The sequence below is a fragment of the Rhizobium mesosinicum genome, assembly GCF_019511345.1.
Taxonomy (GTDB): Bacteria; Pseudomonadota; Alphaproteobacteria; order Rhizobiales; family Rhizobiaceae; genus Rhizobium; species Rhizobium mesosinicum.
In genome coordinates this window covers 99097-117595 of record NZ_JAEUAK010000002.1, presented here as the reverse complement: position 1 = coordinate 117595, position 18499 = coordinate 99097, and the positions used below count along the sequence as shown (strand labels likewise).

18 protein-coding genes and 1 tRNA gene are annotated in these 18499 nt (G+C 60.2%); 13 read left to right on the top strand and 6 right to left on the bottom strand.

Annotated features, from left to right (window positions below):
* The first annotated feature begins 99 nt into the window (after positions 1 to 99).
* The 8 genes from JNB85_RS04540 to JNB85_RS04505 all read left to right on the top strand — a co-directional run bounded on the left by JNB85_RS04540 (position 100) and on the right by JNB85_RS04505 (position 8452).
* The gene (locus tag JNB85_RS04540; RefSeq protein ID WP_220333213.1) at positions 100 to 1596 is read left to right on the top strand and encodes a CoA-acylating methylmalonate-semialdehyde dehydrogenase; all 1497 of its coding nucleotides are present in this window, start codon (positions 100 to 102) and stop codon (positions 1594 to 1596) included.
* A gap of 170 nt (positions 1597 to 1766) precedes the next feature.
* A complete protein-coding gene (gene rirA / locus JNB85_RS04535) occupies positions 1767 to 2246 on the top strand; it encodes an iron-responsive transcriptional regulator RirA (protein WP_220333212.1) in 480 nt (159 codons plus the stop codon).
* A 345-nt stretch (positions 2247 to 2591) separates the two neighbouring features.
* The gene (locus tag JNB85_RS04530; protein ID WP_220333211.1) at positions 2592 to 4187 is read left to right on the top strand and encodes an ABC transporter substrate-binding protein; all 1596 of its coding nucleotides are present in this window, start codon (positions 2592 to 2594) and stop codon (positions 4185 to 4187) included.
* An 86-nt stretch (positions 4188 to 4273) separates the two neighbouring features.
* Positions 4274 to 5278: an ABC transporter permease subunit gene (locus JNB85_RS04525; RefSeq protein WP_183749030.1), complete on the top strand. Its 1005-nt coding sequence runs from the start codon at positions 4274 to 4276 to the stop codon at positions 5276 to 5278.
* A 9-nt stretch (positions 5279 to 5287) separates the two neighbouring features.
* Positions 5288 to 6178, top strand: coding sequence for an ABC transporter permease subunit (locus JNB85_RS04520; RefSeq protein WP_183749031.1), 891 nt, complete (start codon positions 5288 to 5290; stop codon positions 6176 to 6178).
* Between the two features lies 1 nt (position 6179).
* Positions 6180 to 7031 (top strand): ABC transporter ATP-binding protein, encoded by an 852-nt coding sequence (locus JNB85_RS04515; RefSeq protein ID WP_183749032.1) that lies wholly within the window; start codon positions 6180 to 6182, stop codon positions 7029 to 7031.
* Positions 7031 to 7873 (top strand): dipeptide ABC transporter ATP-binding protein, encoded by an 843-nt coding sequence (locus JNB85_RS04510; protein ID WP_220333210.1) that lies wholly within the window; start codon positions 7031 to 7033, stop codon positions 7871 to 7873. Before JNB85_RS04515 ends, JNB85_RS04510 begins: the two co-directional genes overlap by 1 nt.
* A gap of 42 nt (positions 7874 to 7915) precedes the next feature.
* Positions 7916 to 8452 (top strand): gluconokinase, encoded by a 537-nt coding sequence (locus JNB85_RS04505; protein WP_220333209.1) that lies wholly within the window; start codon positions 7916 to 7918, stop codon positions 8450 to 8452.
* Here JNB85_RS04505 and JNB85_RS04500 read toward each other — a convergent pair.
* The 3 genes from JNB85_RS04500 to JNB85_RS04490 form a co-directional block, all read right to left on the bottom strand.
* Positions 8442 to 9689, bottom strand: a complete 1248-nt coding sequence (locus JNB85_RS04500; RefSeq protein ID WP_220333208.1) for an NAD(P)/FAD-dependent oxidoreductase — start codon at positions 9687 to 9689, stop codon at positions 8442 to 8444. The genes JNB85_RS04505 and JNB85_RS04500 overlap by 11 nt on opposite strands.
* 76 nt (positions 9690 to 9765) lie before the next feature.
* Positions 9766 to 10269 (bottom strand): isoprenylcysteine carboxyl methyltransferase family protein, encoded by a 504-nt coding sequence (locus JNB85_RS04495; protein WP_220333207.1) that lies wholly within the window; start codon positions 10267 to 10269, stop codon positions 9766 to 9768.
* Positions 10266 to 11318, bottom strand: coding sequence for a type III polyketide synthase (locus tag JNB85_RS04490; protein WP_220333206.1), 1053 nt, complete (start codon positions 11316 to 11318; stop codon positions 10266 to 10268). Before JNB85_RS04490 ends, JNB85_RS04495 begins: the two co-directional genes overlap by 4 nt.
* A 173-nt stretch (positions 11319 to 11491) precedes the next feature.
* Between JNB85_RS04490 and JNB85_RS04485 the strand changes: the two genes are divergently transcribed.
* The 3 genes from JNB85_RS04485 (at position 11492) to JNB85_RS04475 (ending at position 13529) form a co-directional block, all read left to right on the top strand.
* Positions 11492 to 12028 carry a tetratricopeptide repeat protein gene (locus JNB85_RS04485; protein WP_220333205.1) on the top strand — a complete coding sequence of 179 codons (537 nt, stop codon included), beginning with the start codon at positions 11492 to 11494 and terminating at the stop codon, positions 12026 to 12028.
* Between the two features lie 104 nt (positions 12029 to 12132).
* Positions 12133 to 12738 carry an RNA polymerase sigma factor gene (locus tag JNB85_RS04480; RefSeq protein ID WP_220333204.1) on the top strand — a complete coding sequence of 202 codons (606 nt, stop codon included), beginning with the start codon at positions 12133 to 12135 and terminating at the stop codon, positions 12736 to 12738.
* On the top strand, positions 12735 to 13529 hold the full coding sequence (locus JNB85_RS04475) for an anti-sigma factor family protein (protein WP_220333203.1): 795 nt from the start codon (positions 12735 to 12737) through the stop codon (positions 13527 to 13529). The genes JNB85_RS04480 and JNB85_RS04475 overlap by 4 nt, the downstream gene beginning before the upstream one ends.
* A 280-nt stretch (positions 13530 to 13809) precedes the next feature.
* Here JNB85_RS04475 and JNB85_RS04470 read toward each other — a convergent pair whose 3' ends face one another.
* From JNB85_RS04470 to JNB85_RS04460, 3 genes are all read right to left on the bottom strand, one after another.
* Entirely contained in the window at positions 13810 to 14292 is a 483-nt protein-coding gene (locus JNB85_RS04470; protein ID WP_220333202.1) for a hypothetical protein, read from the bottom strand.
* Positions 14293 to 14488: 196 nt separating this feature from the next.
* Entirely contained in the window at positions 14489 to 15046 is a 558-nt protein-coding gene (locus tag JNB85_RS04465) for a hypothetical protein (protein ID WP_220333201.1), read from the bottom strand.
* Positions 15047 to 15908: 862 nt separating this feature from the next.
* Positions 15909 to 15982 (bottom strand) — tRNA-Gln (locus tag JNB85_RS04460).
* A 245-nt stretch (positions 15983 to 16227) separates the two neighbouring features.
* On the opposite strand from JNB85_RS04460, the gene JNB85_RS04455 reads away from it, so the two are divergent.
* Together JNB85_RS04455 and JNB85_RS04450 are read left to right on the top strand one after the other, a co-directional pair.
* On the top strand, positions 16228 to 17784 hold the full coding sequence (locus JNB85_RS04455) for a Ppx/GppA phosphatase family protein (protein WP_220333200.1): 1557 nt from the start codon (positions 16228 to 16230) through the stop codon (positions 17782 to 17784).
* 2 nt (positions 17785 to 17786) lie between these two features.
* Positions 17787 to 18491, top strand: coding sequence for an RlmE family RNA methyltransferase (locus JNB85_RS04450; RefSeq protein ID WP_220333199.1), 705 nt, complete (start codon positions 17787 to 17789; stop codon positions 18489 to 18491).
* Positions 18492 to 18499 lie beyond the last annotated feature (8 nt).

Sequence of the window (18499 nt, the reverse complement as noted above, 5' to 3'; positions counted from 1 at the left end):
AACTATAATATGCGCACAGTGGTTGCTTATTACAGCGCATTGATTTGTGCAAATTGAAGTGCGATTGATGCGCCCATCAAAAGATCAGGAGGAACACCCATGCGTGAGATTGGTCATTTCATCGGCGGCAAGAACGTCGCCGGCACCAGCGGCCGCACCAGCGATGTCTTCAACCCGGCGACCGGTGAAGTGCAGGCAAAGGTCGCGCTTGCAAGCGTCGAGGAACTGCGCGCCGCCGTCGAAAATGCCAAGACTGCGCAGCCGAAATGGGCTGCCACCAACCCGCAGCGCCGCGCTCGCGTCTTCTTCAAGTTCGTCGAACTCCTGAACCAGCATATGGATGAGCTCGCAACGCTGCTTTCCAGCGAGCATGGCAAGACGGTTGAGGATTCCAAGGGCGATATCATCCGCGGCCTCGAAGTCTGCGAATTCGTCTGCGGCATTCCGCATCTTGCCAAGGGTGAATTTACGGAAGGCGCCGGCCCGGCGATCGACATGTATTCGATCCGCCAACCCGTCGGCATCGGCGCCGGCATCACGCCTTTCAACTTCCCGGGCATGATCCCGATGTGGATGTTTGCCCCGGCAATCGCCTGCGGCAACGCCTTCATCCTGAAGCCCTCCGAGCGTGATCCGTCCCTTCCGATCCGCCTGGCCGAACTGATGATCGAAGCCGGTCTTCCCGCTGGCATCCTGAATGTAGTCAACGGCGACAAGACGGCCGTCGATGCGATCCTCACCGATCCCGATATCGGCGCCGTCTCCTTCGTCGGCTCCACGCCGATCGCCCGCTACGTCTATGGAACGGCTGCGATGAACGGTAAACGCGCCCAGTGCTTCGGCGGCGCCAAGAACCACATGATCATCATGCCTGACGCCGATATGGACCAGGCTGTCAACGCGCTGATGGGCGCAGGTTACGGTTCTGCTGGCGAGCGCTGCATGGCCATCTCCGTTGCCGTCCCCGTCGGCGAGGAAACCGCCAATCGTCTCGTCGAGAAACTCACGCCCAAGATCGAATCCCTGCGCATCGGCCCCTATACCGATGAAAAGGCCGACATGGGACCGCTGGTCACCAGGGATGCCTACAATCGCGTCAACGGCCTTATCGACCGCGGCGTAGAAGAAGGTGCAAAGCTTGTCGTCGACGGCCGTGGCTTCAAGCTGCAGGGTTATGAAAACGGCTATTTCGTCGGCGGTACGCTGTTCGACAACGTCACACCGGACATGGACATCTACAAGACGGAAATCTTCGGACCGGTTCTCTCCGTCGTTCGTGCCAAGAACTACGAAGAAGCCCTCGACCTGCCGATGAAGCATGAATACGGCAACGGCGTCGCGATCTACACCCGTGACGGCGACGCCGCCCGCGACTTCGCCTCCCGCATCAATATCGGCATGATCGGCATCAATGTTCCGATCCCGGTTCCGCTCGCTTATCACTCCTTCGGCGGCTGGAAGGCCTCGAGCTTCGGCGACCTGAATCAGCATGGCACGGATTCGATCAAGTTCTGGACCAGGACCAAGACCGTTACCGCCCGCTGGCCGTCAGGCATCAAGAGCGGTGCCGAATTCGTCATGCCGACGATGAAGTGATCAAACTTATCTTTCGTCATCTGGAAACAGGCCCGAGAAGGGCCTGTTTTCGTTTGGAAACGCTGCGGCGAGCAGTCGCGGGAAACGTGAATGTGAATTTCATATTTTGGAATTGTTCAAAACTGCGAAAGCCACTATATACGCTCTGTAAAGAGATTCAGGAGATCGGCATGCGGTTGACGAAGCAGACCAACTATGCGGTTCGCATGTTGATGTATTGTGCAGCCAATGAAGGACATTTGAGCCGGATTCCGGAGATTGCCAGGGCATACGGTGTTTCCGAGCTCTTTCTCTTCAAGATTCTGCAGCCTCTGAACAAGGCGGGCCTTGTCGAGACGGTGCGCGGCCGCAATGGCGGTGTCCGCCTTGGCAAGCCGGCGACCGATATCAGTCTCTTCGACGTAGTTAAGGTCACCGAAGACAGCTTCGCCATGGCGGAATGCTTTGAAGACGGCGCGATCGAATGCCCGCTGGTCGACAGTTGCGGCCTCAACTCGGCGCTGCGCAAGGCGCTGAATGCCTTCTTCGACGTGCTGACCGAATATTCGATCGACGATCTGGTCAAGGCGCGGCCGCAGATCAACTTCCTCCTCGGCCTCACCGGCGAACAGCACTATCGCAAGCCCGTCATTCCGGCACCGGCTGCCTGACACTTGGATTTCTGATATCGTCATGAACCACGGCCGTTTTCGACAGCCATGGTTTTCATTTGCACCCATGGATTGTTGATATTATCAGAGCCGTCGAAATCGTTCTCAACGCCTTCCGCGACGCTAAATTGTACCAAAAGCGACAAAAACGCGGTTGAACGTGCTTCAATCTTGCAAATTTTGGCCTATTTTTGACCGAAAATTTCTAAAATTGCTTATCTGGAAAAATTTTCTGCGGACGCCGTTGCTTTCAGCAAATAAATATCGTTCCATCGGCCCGCCGATCGGGCTAATGAGCGCCTGATCTCTAAAGATCAAAAAAGAACAAACCTGGGAAACGATATCATGAAAAAATTCTCTGTCCTGCTCGCAGCGACAGCCCTGGCTTCGGTCATGGCCACCGCCGCGTATTCCAAGACGCTTGTCTATTGCGCCGAAGGATCGCCGGAAGGCTTCGATCCGAGCCTCTACACGGCAGGCACGACCTTCGACGCCTCTTCGCGTACGGTCTACAGCCGCCTCGTTGAATTCAAGCACGGCGGAACAGAGATCGAGCCGGGCGTTGCCGACAGCTGGACGGTTTCTCCCGACGGCAAGGAATATACGTTCAAGCTGCATCCCGGCGTGAAGTTCCAGACGACCGATTTCTTCACTCCGTCGCGCGATCTGACCGCTGACGACGTCGTCTTCTCCTTCGAGCGCCAGATCAAGTCCGACAACCCGTGGAACAAATATGTCGAAGGCGGTTCTTACGAATACGCTGCCGGCATGGGCTTCCCCGAACTCATCAAGTCGGTCGAAAAGGTTGACGATCTGACGGTCAAGTTCACGCTGAACAATCCGGAAGCGCCGTTCTTGGCCGACCTCGCCATGGACTTCGCCTCCATCGTTTCCAAGGAATATGCCGACAAGCTCGCCGCTGACGGCAAGATGGCCCAGCTGAACCAGCAGCCGCTCGGTACCGGCCCGTTCACCTTCGTTGCCTATCAGACGGATGCCGTCATCCGCTACAAGGCCAACGAGACCTACTTCAAGGGCAAGGAAAAGATCGACGATCTCGTCTTCGCGATCACGCCTGATGCAGCTGTCCGCGCCCAGAAGCTGAAGGCCGGCGAGTGCCACCTCGTTCCGTATCCGAACGCTGCCGACGTTGCCGAACTCAAGAAGGATCCGAACCTCACGGTCATGGAACAGGCTGGCCTGAACGTCGGCTTCCTCGCTTACAACACCCAGCAGGCTCCGTTCGACAAGCCGGAAGTCCGCCGCGCGCTGAACATGGCGATCAACAAGAAGGCGATCATCGACGCCGTCTTCCAGGGCGCTGCCCAGGTTGCCAAGAACCCGATCCCGCCGACCATGTGGTCCTATAACGACAAGATCGAAGACGACAAGTACGATCCGGAAGGCGCCAAGAAGGCTCTCGCAGCCGCTGGCGTCAAGGACCTCTCCATGAAGGTCTGGGCAATGCCGGTTTCGCGCCCGTACATGCTGAACGCTCGCCGTGCTGCCGAACTCATTCAGGCAGACTTTGCCAAGGTCGGCGTCAAGGTCGAGATCGTCACTCATGAATGGGCGGAATACCTGAAGCTCTCCTCCGATGTGAAGCGCGATGGCGCCGTCATCCTCGGCTGGACCGGCGACAACGGTGACCCTGACAACTTCATGGACACGCTGCTCGGCTGCGACGCTGTCGGCGGCAACAACCGCGCTCAGTGGTGCAACAAGGACTACGACGCGCTGATGACGAAGGCCAAGGAAACGGCTGACGTTGCTGCCCGCACGAAGTTCTACGAAGAAGCACAGGAAATCTTCAAGAAGGAAGCTCCCTGGGCTCCGCTCGACCACTCGCTGGTCTTCGTTCCGGTCAGCAAGAAGGTGTCTGGCTTCCATATGGATCCGCTCGGCATCCACCGCTTCGACGGCGTTGATATCGCCGAATAAGAAAAATGATAAACTGCCCGGCTGAAACCGGGCTCGACCGGCGGTCAGGTTCCACCTGACCGCCGGAAACTATTGGACAACCTGCTATGTTGCGATTTTTCATCGGGCGCCTCGCAGTCCTGATACCGACCTTCCTCGGCGTTTCGCTCATTGCCTTCTCGTTCATCCGCCTGCTTCCCGGCGATCCCGTCATGCTGTTGTCGGGCGAACGAACCATGGCACCCGAACGTCACGCCCAGATCATGCACGATCTCGGTTTCGACCGGCCCATGTATGTGCAGTATTTCGATTATCTCGGAAAAGTGCTGCACGGCGATCTCGGTACCTCGATCGTCACCAAACGTGCGGTCCTCGGCGAATTCTTCACGCTCTTCCCGGCAACGCTTGAGCTTTCGCTCTGCGCCATCCTGGTGGCAATCCTTCTCGGCGTGCCGGCCGGCGTCTTCGCTGCCGTCAAGCGCGGAACCTGGTTCGATCAGAGCGTGATGGGCGTCGCCCTGATCGGCTATTCGATGCCGATCTTCTGGTGGGGCCTGCTGCTCATCATCTTCTTCTCCGGCTATCTCGGCTGGACGCCCGTCTCCGGCCGCATCTCGCTGATGTATTTCTTCAAACCTGTCACCGGCTTCATGCTGATCGACAGTTTGCTCTCCGGCCAGAAGGGCGCGTTCGCCTCGGCCGTCAGCTATCTCATTCTGCCGACCGTGGTGCTTGCCACCATTCCGCTTGCGGTTATTGCCCGCCAGACCCGCTCGGCGATGCTCGAAGTGCTGGGCGAGGATTATGTGCGCACCGCCCGTTCCAAGGGCCTGGCACCGTTGCGCGTCGTCGGCGTTCATGCGCTCAGAAACGCCATGATCCCGGTCGTCACCACCATCGGCCTGCAGGTCGGCGTGCTGCTCGCAGGCGCCATTCTCACCGAAACGATCTTCTCCTGGCCGGGTATCGGCAAGTGGATGGTCGATGCTGTCTTCAAACGCGACTATGCAGTCGTCCAGGGCGGTCTTCTGTTGATCGCCGGCATCATCATGCTGGTGAACCTGATCGTCGACCTGGCCTACGGCTTCATCAATCCGCGTATCAGACACTAGGAGCGGTCCATGAGCACGGTTACTGCAAAATCCGACCAGCCCTCCGCCCTCACGGAATTCTGGTACTACTTCTCGCGAAACAAGGGCGCCGTCATCGGCCTCTTCGTCTTTGCCATCATTCTTCTCATGGCGATCTTTGCGCCGCTCGTCTCGCCGCACGCGCCGACCGAGCAGAACCGCGAGCTTCTGCTTTCCGTCCCCTTCTGGATGGATGGCGGCAGCTTCTCCTATCCGCTCGGAACGGATGCTGTCGGCCGCGATATTCTCTCGCGTCTGATCTTCGGTGCCCGTTTCTCGCTGTTCATCGGTGTCGTGGTCGTCACGCTGTCGGTGGTTGCGGGCGTCTTGATCGGCCTCGTCGCCGGTTATTTCCGTGGCCGTGTCGATATCGTCATCATGCGCCTCATGGATATCATCCTGGCTTTCCCGTCGCTGCTTCTGGCCCTCGTCCTCGTCGCAGTGCTCGGTCCCGGCCTGCTCAACGCCATGATCGCCATCTCGATCGTCAACCAGCCGCATTTCGTGCGCCTGACGCGTGCCGCCGTCATGAGCGAGCGTGAAAAGGAATATGTGGTGGCGTCCCGCGTCGCCGGTGCCGGCACCTTCCGGCTGATGTTCAAGACGATCCTGCCGAATTGCCTGGGACCGCTGATCGTACAGGCAACGCTCGCCTTCTCTGCCGCGATCCTGGATGCAGCCGCCCTCGGCTTCCTCGGCCAGGGCGCACAGCCGCCGACACCCGAATGGGGCACGATGCTTGCCGAAGCCCGCGAATTCATATCGCGCGCCTGGTGGGTCGTTACATTTCCGGGTCTTGCCATCCTGATCACGGTTCTTGCCATCAATCTGATGGGCGACGGCCTGCGTGATGCGCTCGACCCCAAGATGAAGAGGTCCTGAGATGGCGCTTCTCGAAATTGAAAATCTCGTCGTCGAATTCCAGACCTCGACCGGCCCTTTCCGCGCCGTCGACGGCGTTTCGCTGAAGGTCGATGCCGGTGAAGTCCTGGCGATCGTCGGGGAATCCGGCTCCGGCAAGTCGGTCTCGATGCTGGCCGCCATGGGCCTTCTGCCCTGGACGGCAAAGGTGACGGCCGACAAGATGGTCTTTGACGGCCAGAACCTGCTCGGCATGTCCGGCGCCAAGCGGCGCGAGATCATCGGCAAGGATATGTCGATGATCTTCCAGGAGCCGATCGCCAGCCTCAATCCCTGCTTCACCGTCGGCTTCCAGATCGAAGAGGTGCTGAGAATTCACCTCGGTCTGGACAAGGCGGCGCGGCGCAAGCGCGCAATCGAGTTGTTCCAGGCGGTCGGCATTCCCGATCCCGCCGAGCGGCTTGGCCATTTCCCGCACCAGATGTCGGGCGGTCAGTGCCAGCGCGTCATGATCGCCATCGCGATTGCCTGCAACCCGAAGCTCCTGATCGCCGACGAGCCGACCACCGCTCTCGACGTGACCATCCAGAAGCAGATCCTCGACCTGCTGATGCGCCTGCAGACGGAACATCGCATGGGCCTGATCATGATCACCCACAATATGGGCGTGGTCGCAGAAACGGCCGACCGGGTGATCGTCCAGTACAAGGGCCGCAAGATGGAAGAGGCCGACGTGCTCTCGCTCTTCGAAGCGCCGAAGAGCGATTACACGCGGGCACTGCTCGCCGCCCTTCCTGATAATGCGACCGGCGACCGTCTGCCGACCATCGGCGAACTTTTCAATCCGAATAAGACTGTGGAGGGAGCGGCCTGATGACGCCAGTTCTCGAAGGAAAGAACATCGTCCGCGACTATTACCTGCCGGGTGGCCTCTTCAAGAAGGCGAGGACGGTTCATGCCGTCAAGGGCGTGAGCTTCAGCGTGGAGCAGGGGAAGACGCTTGCGATCGTCGGCGAAAGCGGCTGCGGCAAGTCGACGCTTGCCCGCATCGTGACGATGATCGATCCCGCCACGTCGGGCGAACTCTTCATCGACGGCAAGAAGGTCGATATCTTCAAGGGCGATCTGACGCCGGAAATCCGCCGAAAGGTCCAGATCGTCTTCCAGAATCCCTACGGATCGCTCAATCCGCGCAAGAAGATCGGCGATATCCTGATGGAACCGCTGATCATCAACACCAACACGCCGGCTTCCGAGCGGCGCGACCTGGCAATGGCGATGCTGAGAAAGGTCGGCCTGCAGGACGTTCATTTCAACCGCTTTCCGCACATGTTCTCGGGCGGCCAGCGCCAGCGTGTCGCCATTGCCCGCGCGCTGATGCTGAACCCACGGCTTCTGGTTCTCGACGAACCGGTCTCCGCACTCGACCTGTCTGTACAGGCCCAGGTGCTCAACCTTCTCGCGGACCTGCAGGACGAGTTGAACCTGACCTATGTCTTCATCAGCCACGACCTCTCGGTTGTTCGCTATATGGCAGACGAGGTTATGGTGATGTATTTCGGCGAGGCGGTCGAATACGGCACGCGGGAGCAGGTTTTCAACGATCCGCAGCATAACTATACCAAGACCCTGTTTGCAGCGACCCCGCGGGCGGATGTCGATACGATCAAGGCACGTCTTGCACGCAAGGCCGCCGCCGTCTCTGCAGCCGGGTAAGGCCGCAGATATCTCACGCTAAAACGATGAGCGAGATGAGCGATGACCGAGAATAACGGAAGCCTCCATGCAATCATCGTCATGGGAGTGAGCGGTTCCGGCAAATCTTCGATCGGCGAAAAGATAGCGGCGGGCCTCGGCCTGCCGTTCGTCGAGGGCGATGCCCTTCATCCCGCTTCCAACGTCGAGAAAATGTCGAAGGGCATTCCGCTGACCGACGAGGACCGGATGCCCTGGCTCGACCGCATCGGCGAGACGATGAAGGCATCGCTTGCCAAAGGCGAAGGCATCATCGTCTCCTGCTCGGCGCTGAAGCGGATCTACCGCGACCGCTTGCGGGCGGCAGCGGGCGGCAACCTCTATTTCGTCTATCTCGAAGGCTCGAAAGAGCTGCTGACGGACCGCATGGCGCACCGCAAGGGCCATTTCATGCCGACCTCGCTCTTGGAAAGCCAGCTGCAGACGCTGGAAGTGCCGACCGGCGAGCCCGGTGTCGTCACCGTCGATATCAAGGACACAATCAACGATATCGCGGCGAAAGCCCTGAAGGCTCTCGCCGCCCTCGGCATTACGGGTTGAACCGATTGGGCGAATAGGCCGAGATATTGATGAACGGCGTCTCTCCGGTCATCAGTTCCGCCAGCACGCGTCCCGTCACCGGCCCGAGCGTCAGCCCGTGATGGGCATGGCCGAAGGCAAACCACAGGCCCTGATGGCGCGGCGCCTTGCCGATGATCGGCATCATGTCAGGCGTGCAGGGCCGGGCACCCATCCACGGTTCCGGATCCAGTCTCTCGCCCAGCGGGAATATCGTGCGCGCCACGGCTTCGGCCCGGTCGAGTTGCACCGGCGTCTTCGGCGCCTCCAGCGTTGCGAATTCCGCGCCCGTCGTCAGGCGCACGCCCTTGTTCATCGGCGCCAGGAAATAGCCGCGCTCGGAATCGAGAGTCCAGTTGTTGAGCACAGCATTGCCCTGCACGCCATAATGCATGTGGTAGCCGCGCTTGACGCCGAGCGGGAAGGAATAGCCGAACCGGCGGGTGGCGACCGCCGCCCAGGGGCCGAGCGCCAGCACGGCATCATCGGCCTCGAGGGACCCCTCCGACGTCATGATCTTCCAGCCCGAGCCGGCCTGCCCGAGCGATGCCGCATCCCCGCTCACGAACCGGCCGCCAAGGCTTTCGAAGTAACTGCGATAGGCGCGTGTCAGCGCATGCGGATCGAGAACCGACCAGGGATCGATCCAGCGCAAACCGCCGACGAAATTCCCTGTAATGCTCGGCTCAAGACGGGCGATATCGGCAGATGTCAGGCTCTCGTAGCTGACACCGAACTGATCCTTCCAGGCGGCAGCTTCCACGAAGGCCTCGTCGCGTTTGGCCTCGGTGCGAAAGATCTTCATCCAGCCATCCCTGCGGATCAGCGCTTCGGCATGCGAGGCCTCGATCAAGTCCTTGTGCTCGGTGATCGAATTCTCGATCAGCGGCGCATAGGCCTTGGTGATCATCTCATGCCGCTTCGGATTGGAATTCCACCAGTAGCGGGCGAGGAAGGCGAGCTGGCTCGGCAATGCCTTCAGGTGATAATGCGCATCGATCCGGTTGTTCAGCGCATAGCGCAGCAACAGGCCGAGCTGCTGGGGAAAACCGTAGGGCATGACGCCTTCGCGCTGGATCAGGCCGGCATTGCCGAAGGAGGTTTCGTTACCCGGCTCCTTGCGGTCGATGAGGGTCACCTGCCGACCGCGGCGTTGAAGATGGATGGCTGTCGAAACCCCGACGATACCGGCGCCGAGCACGATTGCGTTTTTCGTCATTTTCCCCTGCATTCCGCTGTATTTTGAGGCCTAAAATGCCCATCTCAATGCTGCAGCGCAAACGAAAAATCACATTTCATTTCAAAATCATTGCGCTTTTCAGTGCCGCATTTTCAGCCCGGATGCGGACCGTCAGGACGGCGGCATTGAGGAGCGAAAAGACCAGCGCGTAGAGCGGCATGCCGAATGCAAGGGGCAGGGCTGCGATCTCGCCGATGACGATCATATAGTTCGGATGTTTGAAGAAGCGGTAGGGACCGCCTTCTATGAGCGGCGCACCGGGCAGGATAATGATGCGCGTCGTCCAGCGCTCCCCAAGCGTCACCAGCACCCATAGCCGCAGCACCTGCAGAGCCATGAAAAACCCGGACCAGAAAAGCTGGATCGGCTGCCCCGTCGCCAGCACCCAAAGCCCCACGAGCCAGCCGGTGTGGAGCGCCACGATGTAGGGGTAATGACTGGCCGCGATTTCGCGTGCGCCTTTCGCAAAGAGCGCCATCGTGTTGCGGCGCGCGATGACCAGTTCGGAGAGCCGCTGGGCGGTCACGAAGGTGAGCAGAACGATGGAAGGCCACATCATGCGACCCTCCGCAATGTCACGCAGCTCGCCGTAAATCCCGGCCCCATGGCGATCATCGCCGCCCGGTCTGGCAGGCCTCTGCTGATGGCGCGCTCCAGAACGAAGAGCACTGTCGGCGAGGACATATTGCCGTATTCGGCAAGCACCGATCGTTCGATGTCGAGGGTATCGGGCGCCATGCAAAGCGCACTCTCCATCGCCGCCACCACCTTCATGCCGCCGGGGTGGCAGATGAAACGGTCGATATCGCTGCGCTTGAGGCCGGCGCGCGCCAGAATCCCGTCGATTGCCGGGCCAAGCTCCTTTTCCGCGAAGGGCGGCAGCGATTGCGCCAGCAGGATACCGAAGCCGGTGTCGTCGATCTTCCAGCCCATGATATCGAGCGTATCCGGAAACAGGTGATCGCCGGCAGATTCCACCTCCGCCAGACCGCCTTCGCCTGATCGCAGCACGCAGGCAGCAGCCCCGTCGCCAAAGAGGGCGGTGGCGATAATGTTCGGTTTGGTCAATTCATCGAGCCGGAAGGCCAATGTGCAAAGCTCGAGGGTAACGAAGAGCACCACCGCGCCCGGCCGGCTGCGCGCCAGCTGCGAGGCGATGCCGAAGCCGGAAACGCCGGCAGCGCAGCCAAGTCCGAAGACGGGGACGCGCTCGATATCCGCACGAAACCCTAGCAGGCCCGCAAGCCGCGCATCGAGGCTCGGCGTGGTGATGCCCGTCGAGGAAACCGTTACGACGCAGTCGATCTGATCCGCCGTCAGCCTGGCCTGATCGAGCGCGCGCCTTGCCGCCTGGACGAACAGGGAAGCCGCGACCTCCTCATAGGCCTCCATCCGGTCCTGCCAGCCATGCATCTCTTCAAACCAGGAAAGGGGACGGGCGGCATGACGCTTTTCGATGCCGGCATTCTCGAAGACGGGTGCGAGGTGGCGGAATTCCTTGAAGCGATGGGCAAACAGGCGCGCGGAAGCCTCGGCAGCCTGGCTCTGAGGGATGACATGTTCAGGCACGGCGGTGACGAGACTTAAGAGTCTGACGGATTGAGTCACAATATTCTCCTTGTCATTCCCGGCGGAACACGCGGAAAACACGCTGGCTGCAGAGTTTATTCGACGCGGCGCCTTTCACGAAGCCGTGACCAGAAAAATTGAAAAGGCGACCGAATAAAGCTTGATGCAGCGGTGTTCATTCCTCGCAACGTCATTTTTCGAGGAGTTATCCCATGACGATTAAGACTGTCCGCATTGCTTCCCTCCTGCTCGGCGGCTGCATTGCCGCGTCTGTCTTCTCCGGCCCCGTCTTCGCGATCGGCGACGACAGCAGCACCATGCCGACCTGCAAGAAGGGCGAGATCTACGACAAGAAGGCAAAGAAATGCGTCAAGCAGCAGAGCGCCAACGTAACGGACGAGAACCGCACCGATTACGCCTACTCGCTCGCCAAGGCCGGCCGTTATGACGAAGCGCTCGCCATGCTCGACACCGTCAAGGATCAGAACAATGCCGAATGGCTGAATTATCGCGGTTACGCCACCCGCAAACTCGGCCGCACGGATGAAGGTATTTCCTACTATCTGCAGTCGGTGAAGCTCGATCCGCAATATGCCAAGGTCCGCGAATATCTCGGCGAAGCCTATGTCATCAAGGGTCAGCTCGACCTTGCCAAGGAGCAGTTGACGACCATCAAGGCAATCTGCGGCACGGGCTGCGAGGAATATCAGGACCTCAACGCCGCCATTCTTGATCCGTCGAAGATCTAAAGCAATTTCAGCAAAAGTGTGCAGCGGTTTTGCGTCCCGAATTGCGTAAAGCAAAGTTGCACCAAGGCAGGAGAGAGGCAAGGTTGATTGAAGGCTATTTCCGGATGTCGGTCGCACACACCACATTTCCTGCCTATAGTCGCGCCAGAACGGAATCGCCCACCCAGCCGGCGGTTCCCAAACAATCAGTATGCGCGGAGGCGGCCATCGCGAGCGAAGTGGATATCAGGAGCGGCCTGACGGAGCATCTTTCCCGTCTGTGGCGCTATGGCCTCGTTCTTTCGCATCAGCGCGATGTGGCCGATGATCTCGTGCAGGCGACCTGTGTTCGCGCGCTGGAGCGGGCAGATCAGTTTGTCGCCGGGACACGGCTCGATCGCTGGCTGTTTTCGATCCTGCATTCGATCTGGCTGAACGAGATCCGCGCCCGCCGCGTCCGCCAGGGGCAGGGCTTCGTCGATGCCGGCGAGACGCTCACCTTCGACGGCGCCCGCGATACCGAAACGCATGTCATGGCAAACCAGGTTTTGAAACAGGTGAACGCGCTGCCGGAGGCGCAGCGATCGGCGGTTTTCCTCGCCTATGTCGAAGGACTTTCCTATCGCGAGGTCGCTGCCATACTGGATGTTCCGATCGGCACCGTGATGAGCCGGCTGGCAGCTGCCCGCGCGAAGCTCTCCGAGGCTGTATCGGCAGGGGGATTCGAATGAGCACGAAGCATAAAATGCCCTCCGACGAGGAACTGACCGCCTTCATCGATGGTGAACTTGGGCCCGAAGAGGCTGCCCGCATCGAAGCGCTTGTTGAGGCCGACGAGGTTGTCGCCGAACGGCTGGAATTCCTGGCGCGTGCGAGCCTGCCTTACAGGCAAGCCTTTGCGCCGCTGCTCGATGTCGCTCCGCAGGCAAAGCTCGAATCCATGCTCTCAGCCATTCCCGCAGCAGAGCCCGCGAGGCCGGCTGCCTTCGTCAGCCGTCGAGGTTTTCTCGGCGCGCTTGCCGCTTCGGTTGTTGCCGGCATCGCCGTCGACCGCGCCGTGATCGGTGTCGGAGCAAGTTTTTCGGGCAGGGATGAAAACAGCGAATGGCGCGCCGTCGTTGCCGAATATATCTCGCTCTATACGCCGGAGACGCTCGCCGGTCCCGTTCCGGCGAGAGACGTGCAGGCAGCGCAGCTCGCCAGTCTGGACGGTAACCTCGGCCTGCAACTTACGCCGGAGCAGGTCGCCCTGCCGGATGTCGATTTCAAACGCGCTCAGATCCTGCAATATGATGGCAAGCCGCTCGCCCAGATCGCTTATCTCGATCCCAAGACCGGCCCCATGGCGCTCTGCATCGTCGCCTCCGATGCCGGCCTCAGGGCTCCTGACATCGAGGGCCGCAAGGGCATGAATGTCGTCTACTGGTCAAGCGCCAGCCATGCCTTCATGCTGATCGGCCACGCCCCTGTCGACCGCATGACGGAGATCGCCGACGCCATCAGGGGCAAGATTTCCGTCTAGAGCAATTCCAGCAAAAGTGTGCAGCGGTTTTGCGCCCGGAATTGCGTGAACAAAGAGCTAGGACATTTTCGTGATTCGAAGAAAAACGGAAATGCCCTAGGCGTGACGGAGGCTACGAGCCTCAATCTGCGCTCGCAAGCCGAAGATCTGCCTGTGACGCGTTGGGAACCTTTGGTTGGGCGTTCACCTCGATGACGCCAGATGGTTTCGGCTTGACGACCGGCCGCGGCGTCTTGGCCGGAACCGGCGCACTCGCTGCCTTGCCGGGAGCGCAATTGCCTTACGTGTTGCTCTCGACATGCGGCTTGCCGTTGCCGGTGCTGAAGTAGCGGACGCTGCGGGTGCAGACGCCGTTGCCGGAGATGGTCGAGACCATGGAATATCCCCGCACTCCGGCCGGCAGCTCGCCGAGACCGATCGTCGTCAGATTGCCCGGTGATGCCAGCATCATGCTGCCGGCCTGCTGCAGCACGGCGGCAGCCTCGCGATCGATGGCGGCGGATATGCGGTCGAGATCGGCAAAGGGTGCCGAAGGCCAGAAGGGATCGAAGAGACCAGGCTCCGGTTGACCGTCGATGCGGACCTGCGGCGGCCGCTCGCCGGCATAGCGAATTTGTTCAATGGAACCATCCGGCAGGCGCACCACGAGCACGTGGGTATTGGCGGATTTGTGGGCGATCGTCTCGGCCGCAGCCGGGCCGGCAAGTTCTGCGGCGGCGATGACAGCGGCGCCCATCAGGAATGCGATACGAAGGTTTTGCACAATGACCTCCTGAACTGGAAGAACACTATCCAACTGCCCGCGTAGGCAAGCGCGGCGGGCAGGACGGACGATCACTGTGACGCTGGCCAAATTTGTGGCGCTTCGCTGCGACGTGGCGCCGCAGATAGGTGGTTTGAAAGCATGTCGCCCAAAAGCGTTCAGCAGTTACGTTCGCAATCGCGCGGAGCCAAAGGCCCTAGAACGGCTGGGTCTTGTCGGACACCGGGCTGATCTGGTTGGCGGGAACGAGGCGGTTCAGGCAGTTGACGTAGGTCGTATACATCTGCTGGAGCCGCGACAGCGGCACCACCCATGATCCTTCATTTCCGGCAAAATCCAGTTCCATATCGGGCGTGCCGATAAAGGAATTCTTGAGGATCTTCTTGATCTGCGCGACGCCGGTCTTGTCGCTGGCTGTCAGGATACGAAGCGTCTTGCTGTCGAAGAATTCGGCCGATACGGCCTTGGTGCCGGAATAGCCGACGAGCGTCACCTTGGTCGTCGTGCCCTTGGGGATATCCCAGCCATCCTTCGAGACGAGCCACATGACGCTGCGGAGGCTTTGGCGGAATTCAGCCGTCTTGCCGAGCTCATCGTTCCAGACAAGCCGGCAATAGGACGGCTTCTCACCGACGAACCCGACCGACCACTGCCGCGCTTCGCCCATCCATTCCGTCTCGCCCGACGCCGCTTCGCTCTGCGCTGTCGCCGGAATGAGAAGTGCTGTCAGCAATAATGCAGAAAAGATCTTCATGGCTCGAACCGTCTCCAGGGGCAGCGCGATTCTAGCGATGGAAGGTTGAAGTTTTGCTACCGGGGAGGACTCTGAATGCGGGCTGGGAACGGCTCGAAATCGTCCATCTCACTGCGCGGCTCTCTGGATCGGCGAGGATGATTGCAGCGAGCGCAGGAAATCTCCGGAATCGACGGTTCTGACCGCGCCGGCGACCTCTCTGAAATACGGCAGCGTTTCCCACAAGCTTCGGTCCCCGACCATGTGAAAACGTCGCTGAGCCCTTTTGCCGACCGGCAGAATTGCTTACGGCGCTTACGATTGCATACATAAACTTCGTAAGCGAATTCAGAAATGGTTTCAAAGATTTAGCGCTTCGCTTACGGACTTACGAAGATAATGGTGAAACTCAGATGGAGAGACAGCCGGTATTCCAGCGGCTGTTGGCTCTCCAATGAGAGTTGGAGATAGGCGGTAATTTCGTAAGTTCGTGAGCGCGGCAGCTAAGTTAATGATTATGTTATATAATCTCTCTTACGAAATTTGCCCGCGAATGGCCGCGCTTACGAATTCGGGTATCACACCGATCACGCCCAGCGGTTCGTGGTGATCTCGACGCCGATATCAGGACGAACGGGGCTTTACGAGCACGATTGATTCAGGGCCGCTCTAATCGCTGTCGATGGGCGGGCGATTGCCGAAACGACCGCCCGATCGTCGATTGCGACGCTCTTGGCTGTTGAAAATCCACAAATGAGATGAAGCCGAGTGAGCATTCGATCCTTCTCCACAGCTTGTGGATAGAATTCGGGTATCAGTTCGCCAAGATACGAAAACGGTATCTGGCAGAGTGAATATCAGGAACTAGAGACCTTTGAGAAAGTGGCTGGGGAACCTGGATTCGAACCAAGATCGACGGAGTCAGAGTCCGCTGTTCTACCATTGAACTATTCCCCAGCAGCTGCGAACCCAAGTTGGCTCGGCTGGTGTGCGGCGCTTATAAACAAAAGCTGGCGGATTGCAAATACCCGTTCTGAAAAAATTCGACCTTCCAATCCGCGTGAAAATTGAGCGCCTAAAATCCAGAATCAAAAAGAATTTGGTGATTTCGCCGGTCGCTGATATCTTCGCGCCAACGCAAAAATCGAATGAGCGCCTGCTGCATACCTTTCAGGACTTGCGCGGCGCGATGGAAAACGAACGTGGAAGACCCCGAAGGCGGCGCAAGGCCGCAATTTGACGGGGCGTCGGCGGCAGGGCGCAAGGACGGCAAGAAGTCCAGGCGCCGCAAGGGCAAGCGTGGCGGGCAATCCCGCAACGCCGCTCAGCCCGCTTCGCATGATCTTTCCGGCCATGCCGGCGAGACAGCGCGCCCGAAGGAAGACACGGAAAGCCCCGCCCGTAAGCGGAAACGCCGCCGTCGTGGCGGGCGTGGCGCATCTCAACCCGATATCGCCGCTCAGCCCCAAGCCTTTGTTCAGATCGTCACGCACAGTCATGGTGGAACACGGCCGGATGGCGATTCGCCCTCCAGCCGCCGCAACCGCCGCAAGCATCGCAGCAAGCGTGGTCTGCAGGGCAGGCCGCTCGCCCCTGTGCAGGCGCCGCCGTCTGCGAAACCCGAGCATCGCGCTGACGCTCCTGCGCGGCCTTCGCCGCGCGAGGTCCACGACGCCGAAGCTGCAAATCGCAGGAGCCGGCAGCCAGGTCCTGAAGTGGAGCGGGCAGGGGGCGAACATCCTTGGCCGGATGAGCTCTACGCGGCGCTTGATCTCGGCACCAACAATTGCCGCCTGCTGATCGCTCAGCCCACGCGCCCCGGCCAGTTCCGCGTCGTCGATGCGTTTTCCCGTATCGTGCGCCTCGGCGAAGGGCTCGCCGCCAGCGGCAGGCTGTCCGACGAAGCGATGGAGCGGGCTGTCGATGCGCTCAGGATTTGCGCCTCCAAGCTTCGGAGCCGCGAGATCCGCCGCATGCGGCTGATTGCGACCGAGGCCTGCCGCCAGGCGGCAAATGGCGAGGAATTTCTGAAACGCGTCGTGGCAGAAACCGGGCTGGACCTCGAAATCATCGATCGCGAAACCGAAGCGCGACTTGCCGTGTCCGGCTGCTCGTCGCTGGTCGGCCGCGAGACGCGTTCCGTCGTGCTCTTCGATATCGGCGGCGGCTCCTCGGAGATCGCCGTCATCCGCATCGGCGATAACCGCTTCGCCCGCCTTGCCAATCACATCACTCACTGGACCTCGCTGCCGGTCGGTGTCGTCACGCTCTCGGAGCGCCACGGCGGCCGCGATGTGACGCCGGAGGTTTTCGAGGGCATGGTAAGCGAGGTCGCTGGCATGCTCTCGAACTTCGATTGCCCGGAGATCGAGATTGGCGAGGACGGCGATTTCCATCTGATCGGCACCTCCGGCACGGTGACGACGCTTGCCGGCGTGCATCTCGACCTGCCGCGCTACGACCGCCGCAAGGTCGATGGCATATGGCTGTCGGATGACGAAGTTTCCGCCATGCAGGCGAAGCTTCTCTCCTGGAATTTCGAAAGCCGGGCCGCCAACCCCTGCATCGGGCCGGATCGCGCCGATCTGGTGCTTGCAGGCTGCGCCATTCTGGAGGCGATCCGCCGCCGCTGGCCGAGCCCGCGCATGCGTGTTGCCGATCGCGGCTTGAGGGAAGGCCTCCTCACCGACATGATGGCCGATGACGGCGTCTGGCGGCGCAATCGCAACCGTCGCGGCCAGCGGGGAAACAAGGGGTAGGCATGACCAAGGCACCGATCGGCCGCAAGCTCGGCCAGCGCGTCAAGAAAAAGAAGCTGAAGGCCTCCTCCCGCCAGTGGCTGCAGCGCCATATCAACGATCCCTATGTGCAGCGCGCCCAGTTGGAGGGCTATCGCGCGCGTGCAGCCTTCAAGCTGCTGGAGATCGATGAGAAGTACCATATCCTGAAGGGCGCAAAGCGAATCATCGATCTCGGTGCTGCCCCCGGCAGCTGGTCGCAGATCGCCGCGAAGGTGACAGGATCGACGGACGAGGATGTCCGCGTCGCCGCGATCGACTTTCTGGAAATGGCCCAGCTTCCCGGCGTCAAGATACTCCAACTGGACTTCCTTGATCCGACAGCGCCGGAGAAGCTGATGGAGGCCGTTGGCGGCACGCCCGATCTGGTGATTTCGGATATGGCCGCCCCCACGACTGGCCACCACCGCACCGACCACCTGCGCACCATGCACCTTTGTGAGGTCGCAGCGCACTTTGCCGTCGAAGTGCTGGGGGAGGGCGGGCATTTCCTGGCCAAGACGTTCCAGGGCGGCACGGAGCGGGATCTGCTCGCCATGCTGAAACAGCATTTCCGCCAGGTCGTGCACGTCAAACCTGCTTCATCTCGTGCCGAATCGGTCGAGATGTTCCTTCTGGCGAAGGGTTTCAAAGGCCGCAAGGCCGAGGCAGAGCCCGAAGACGCTTGATCTTTGCG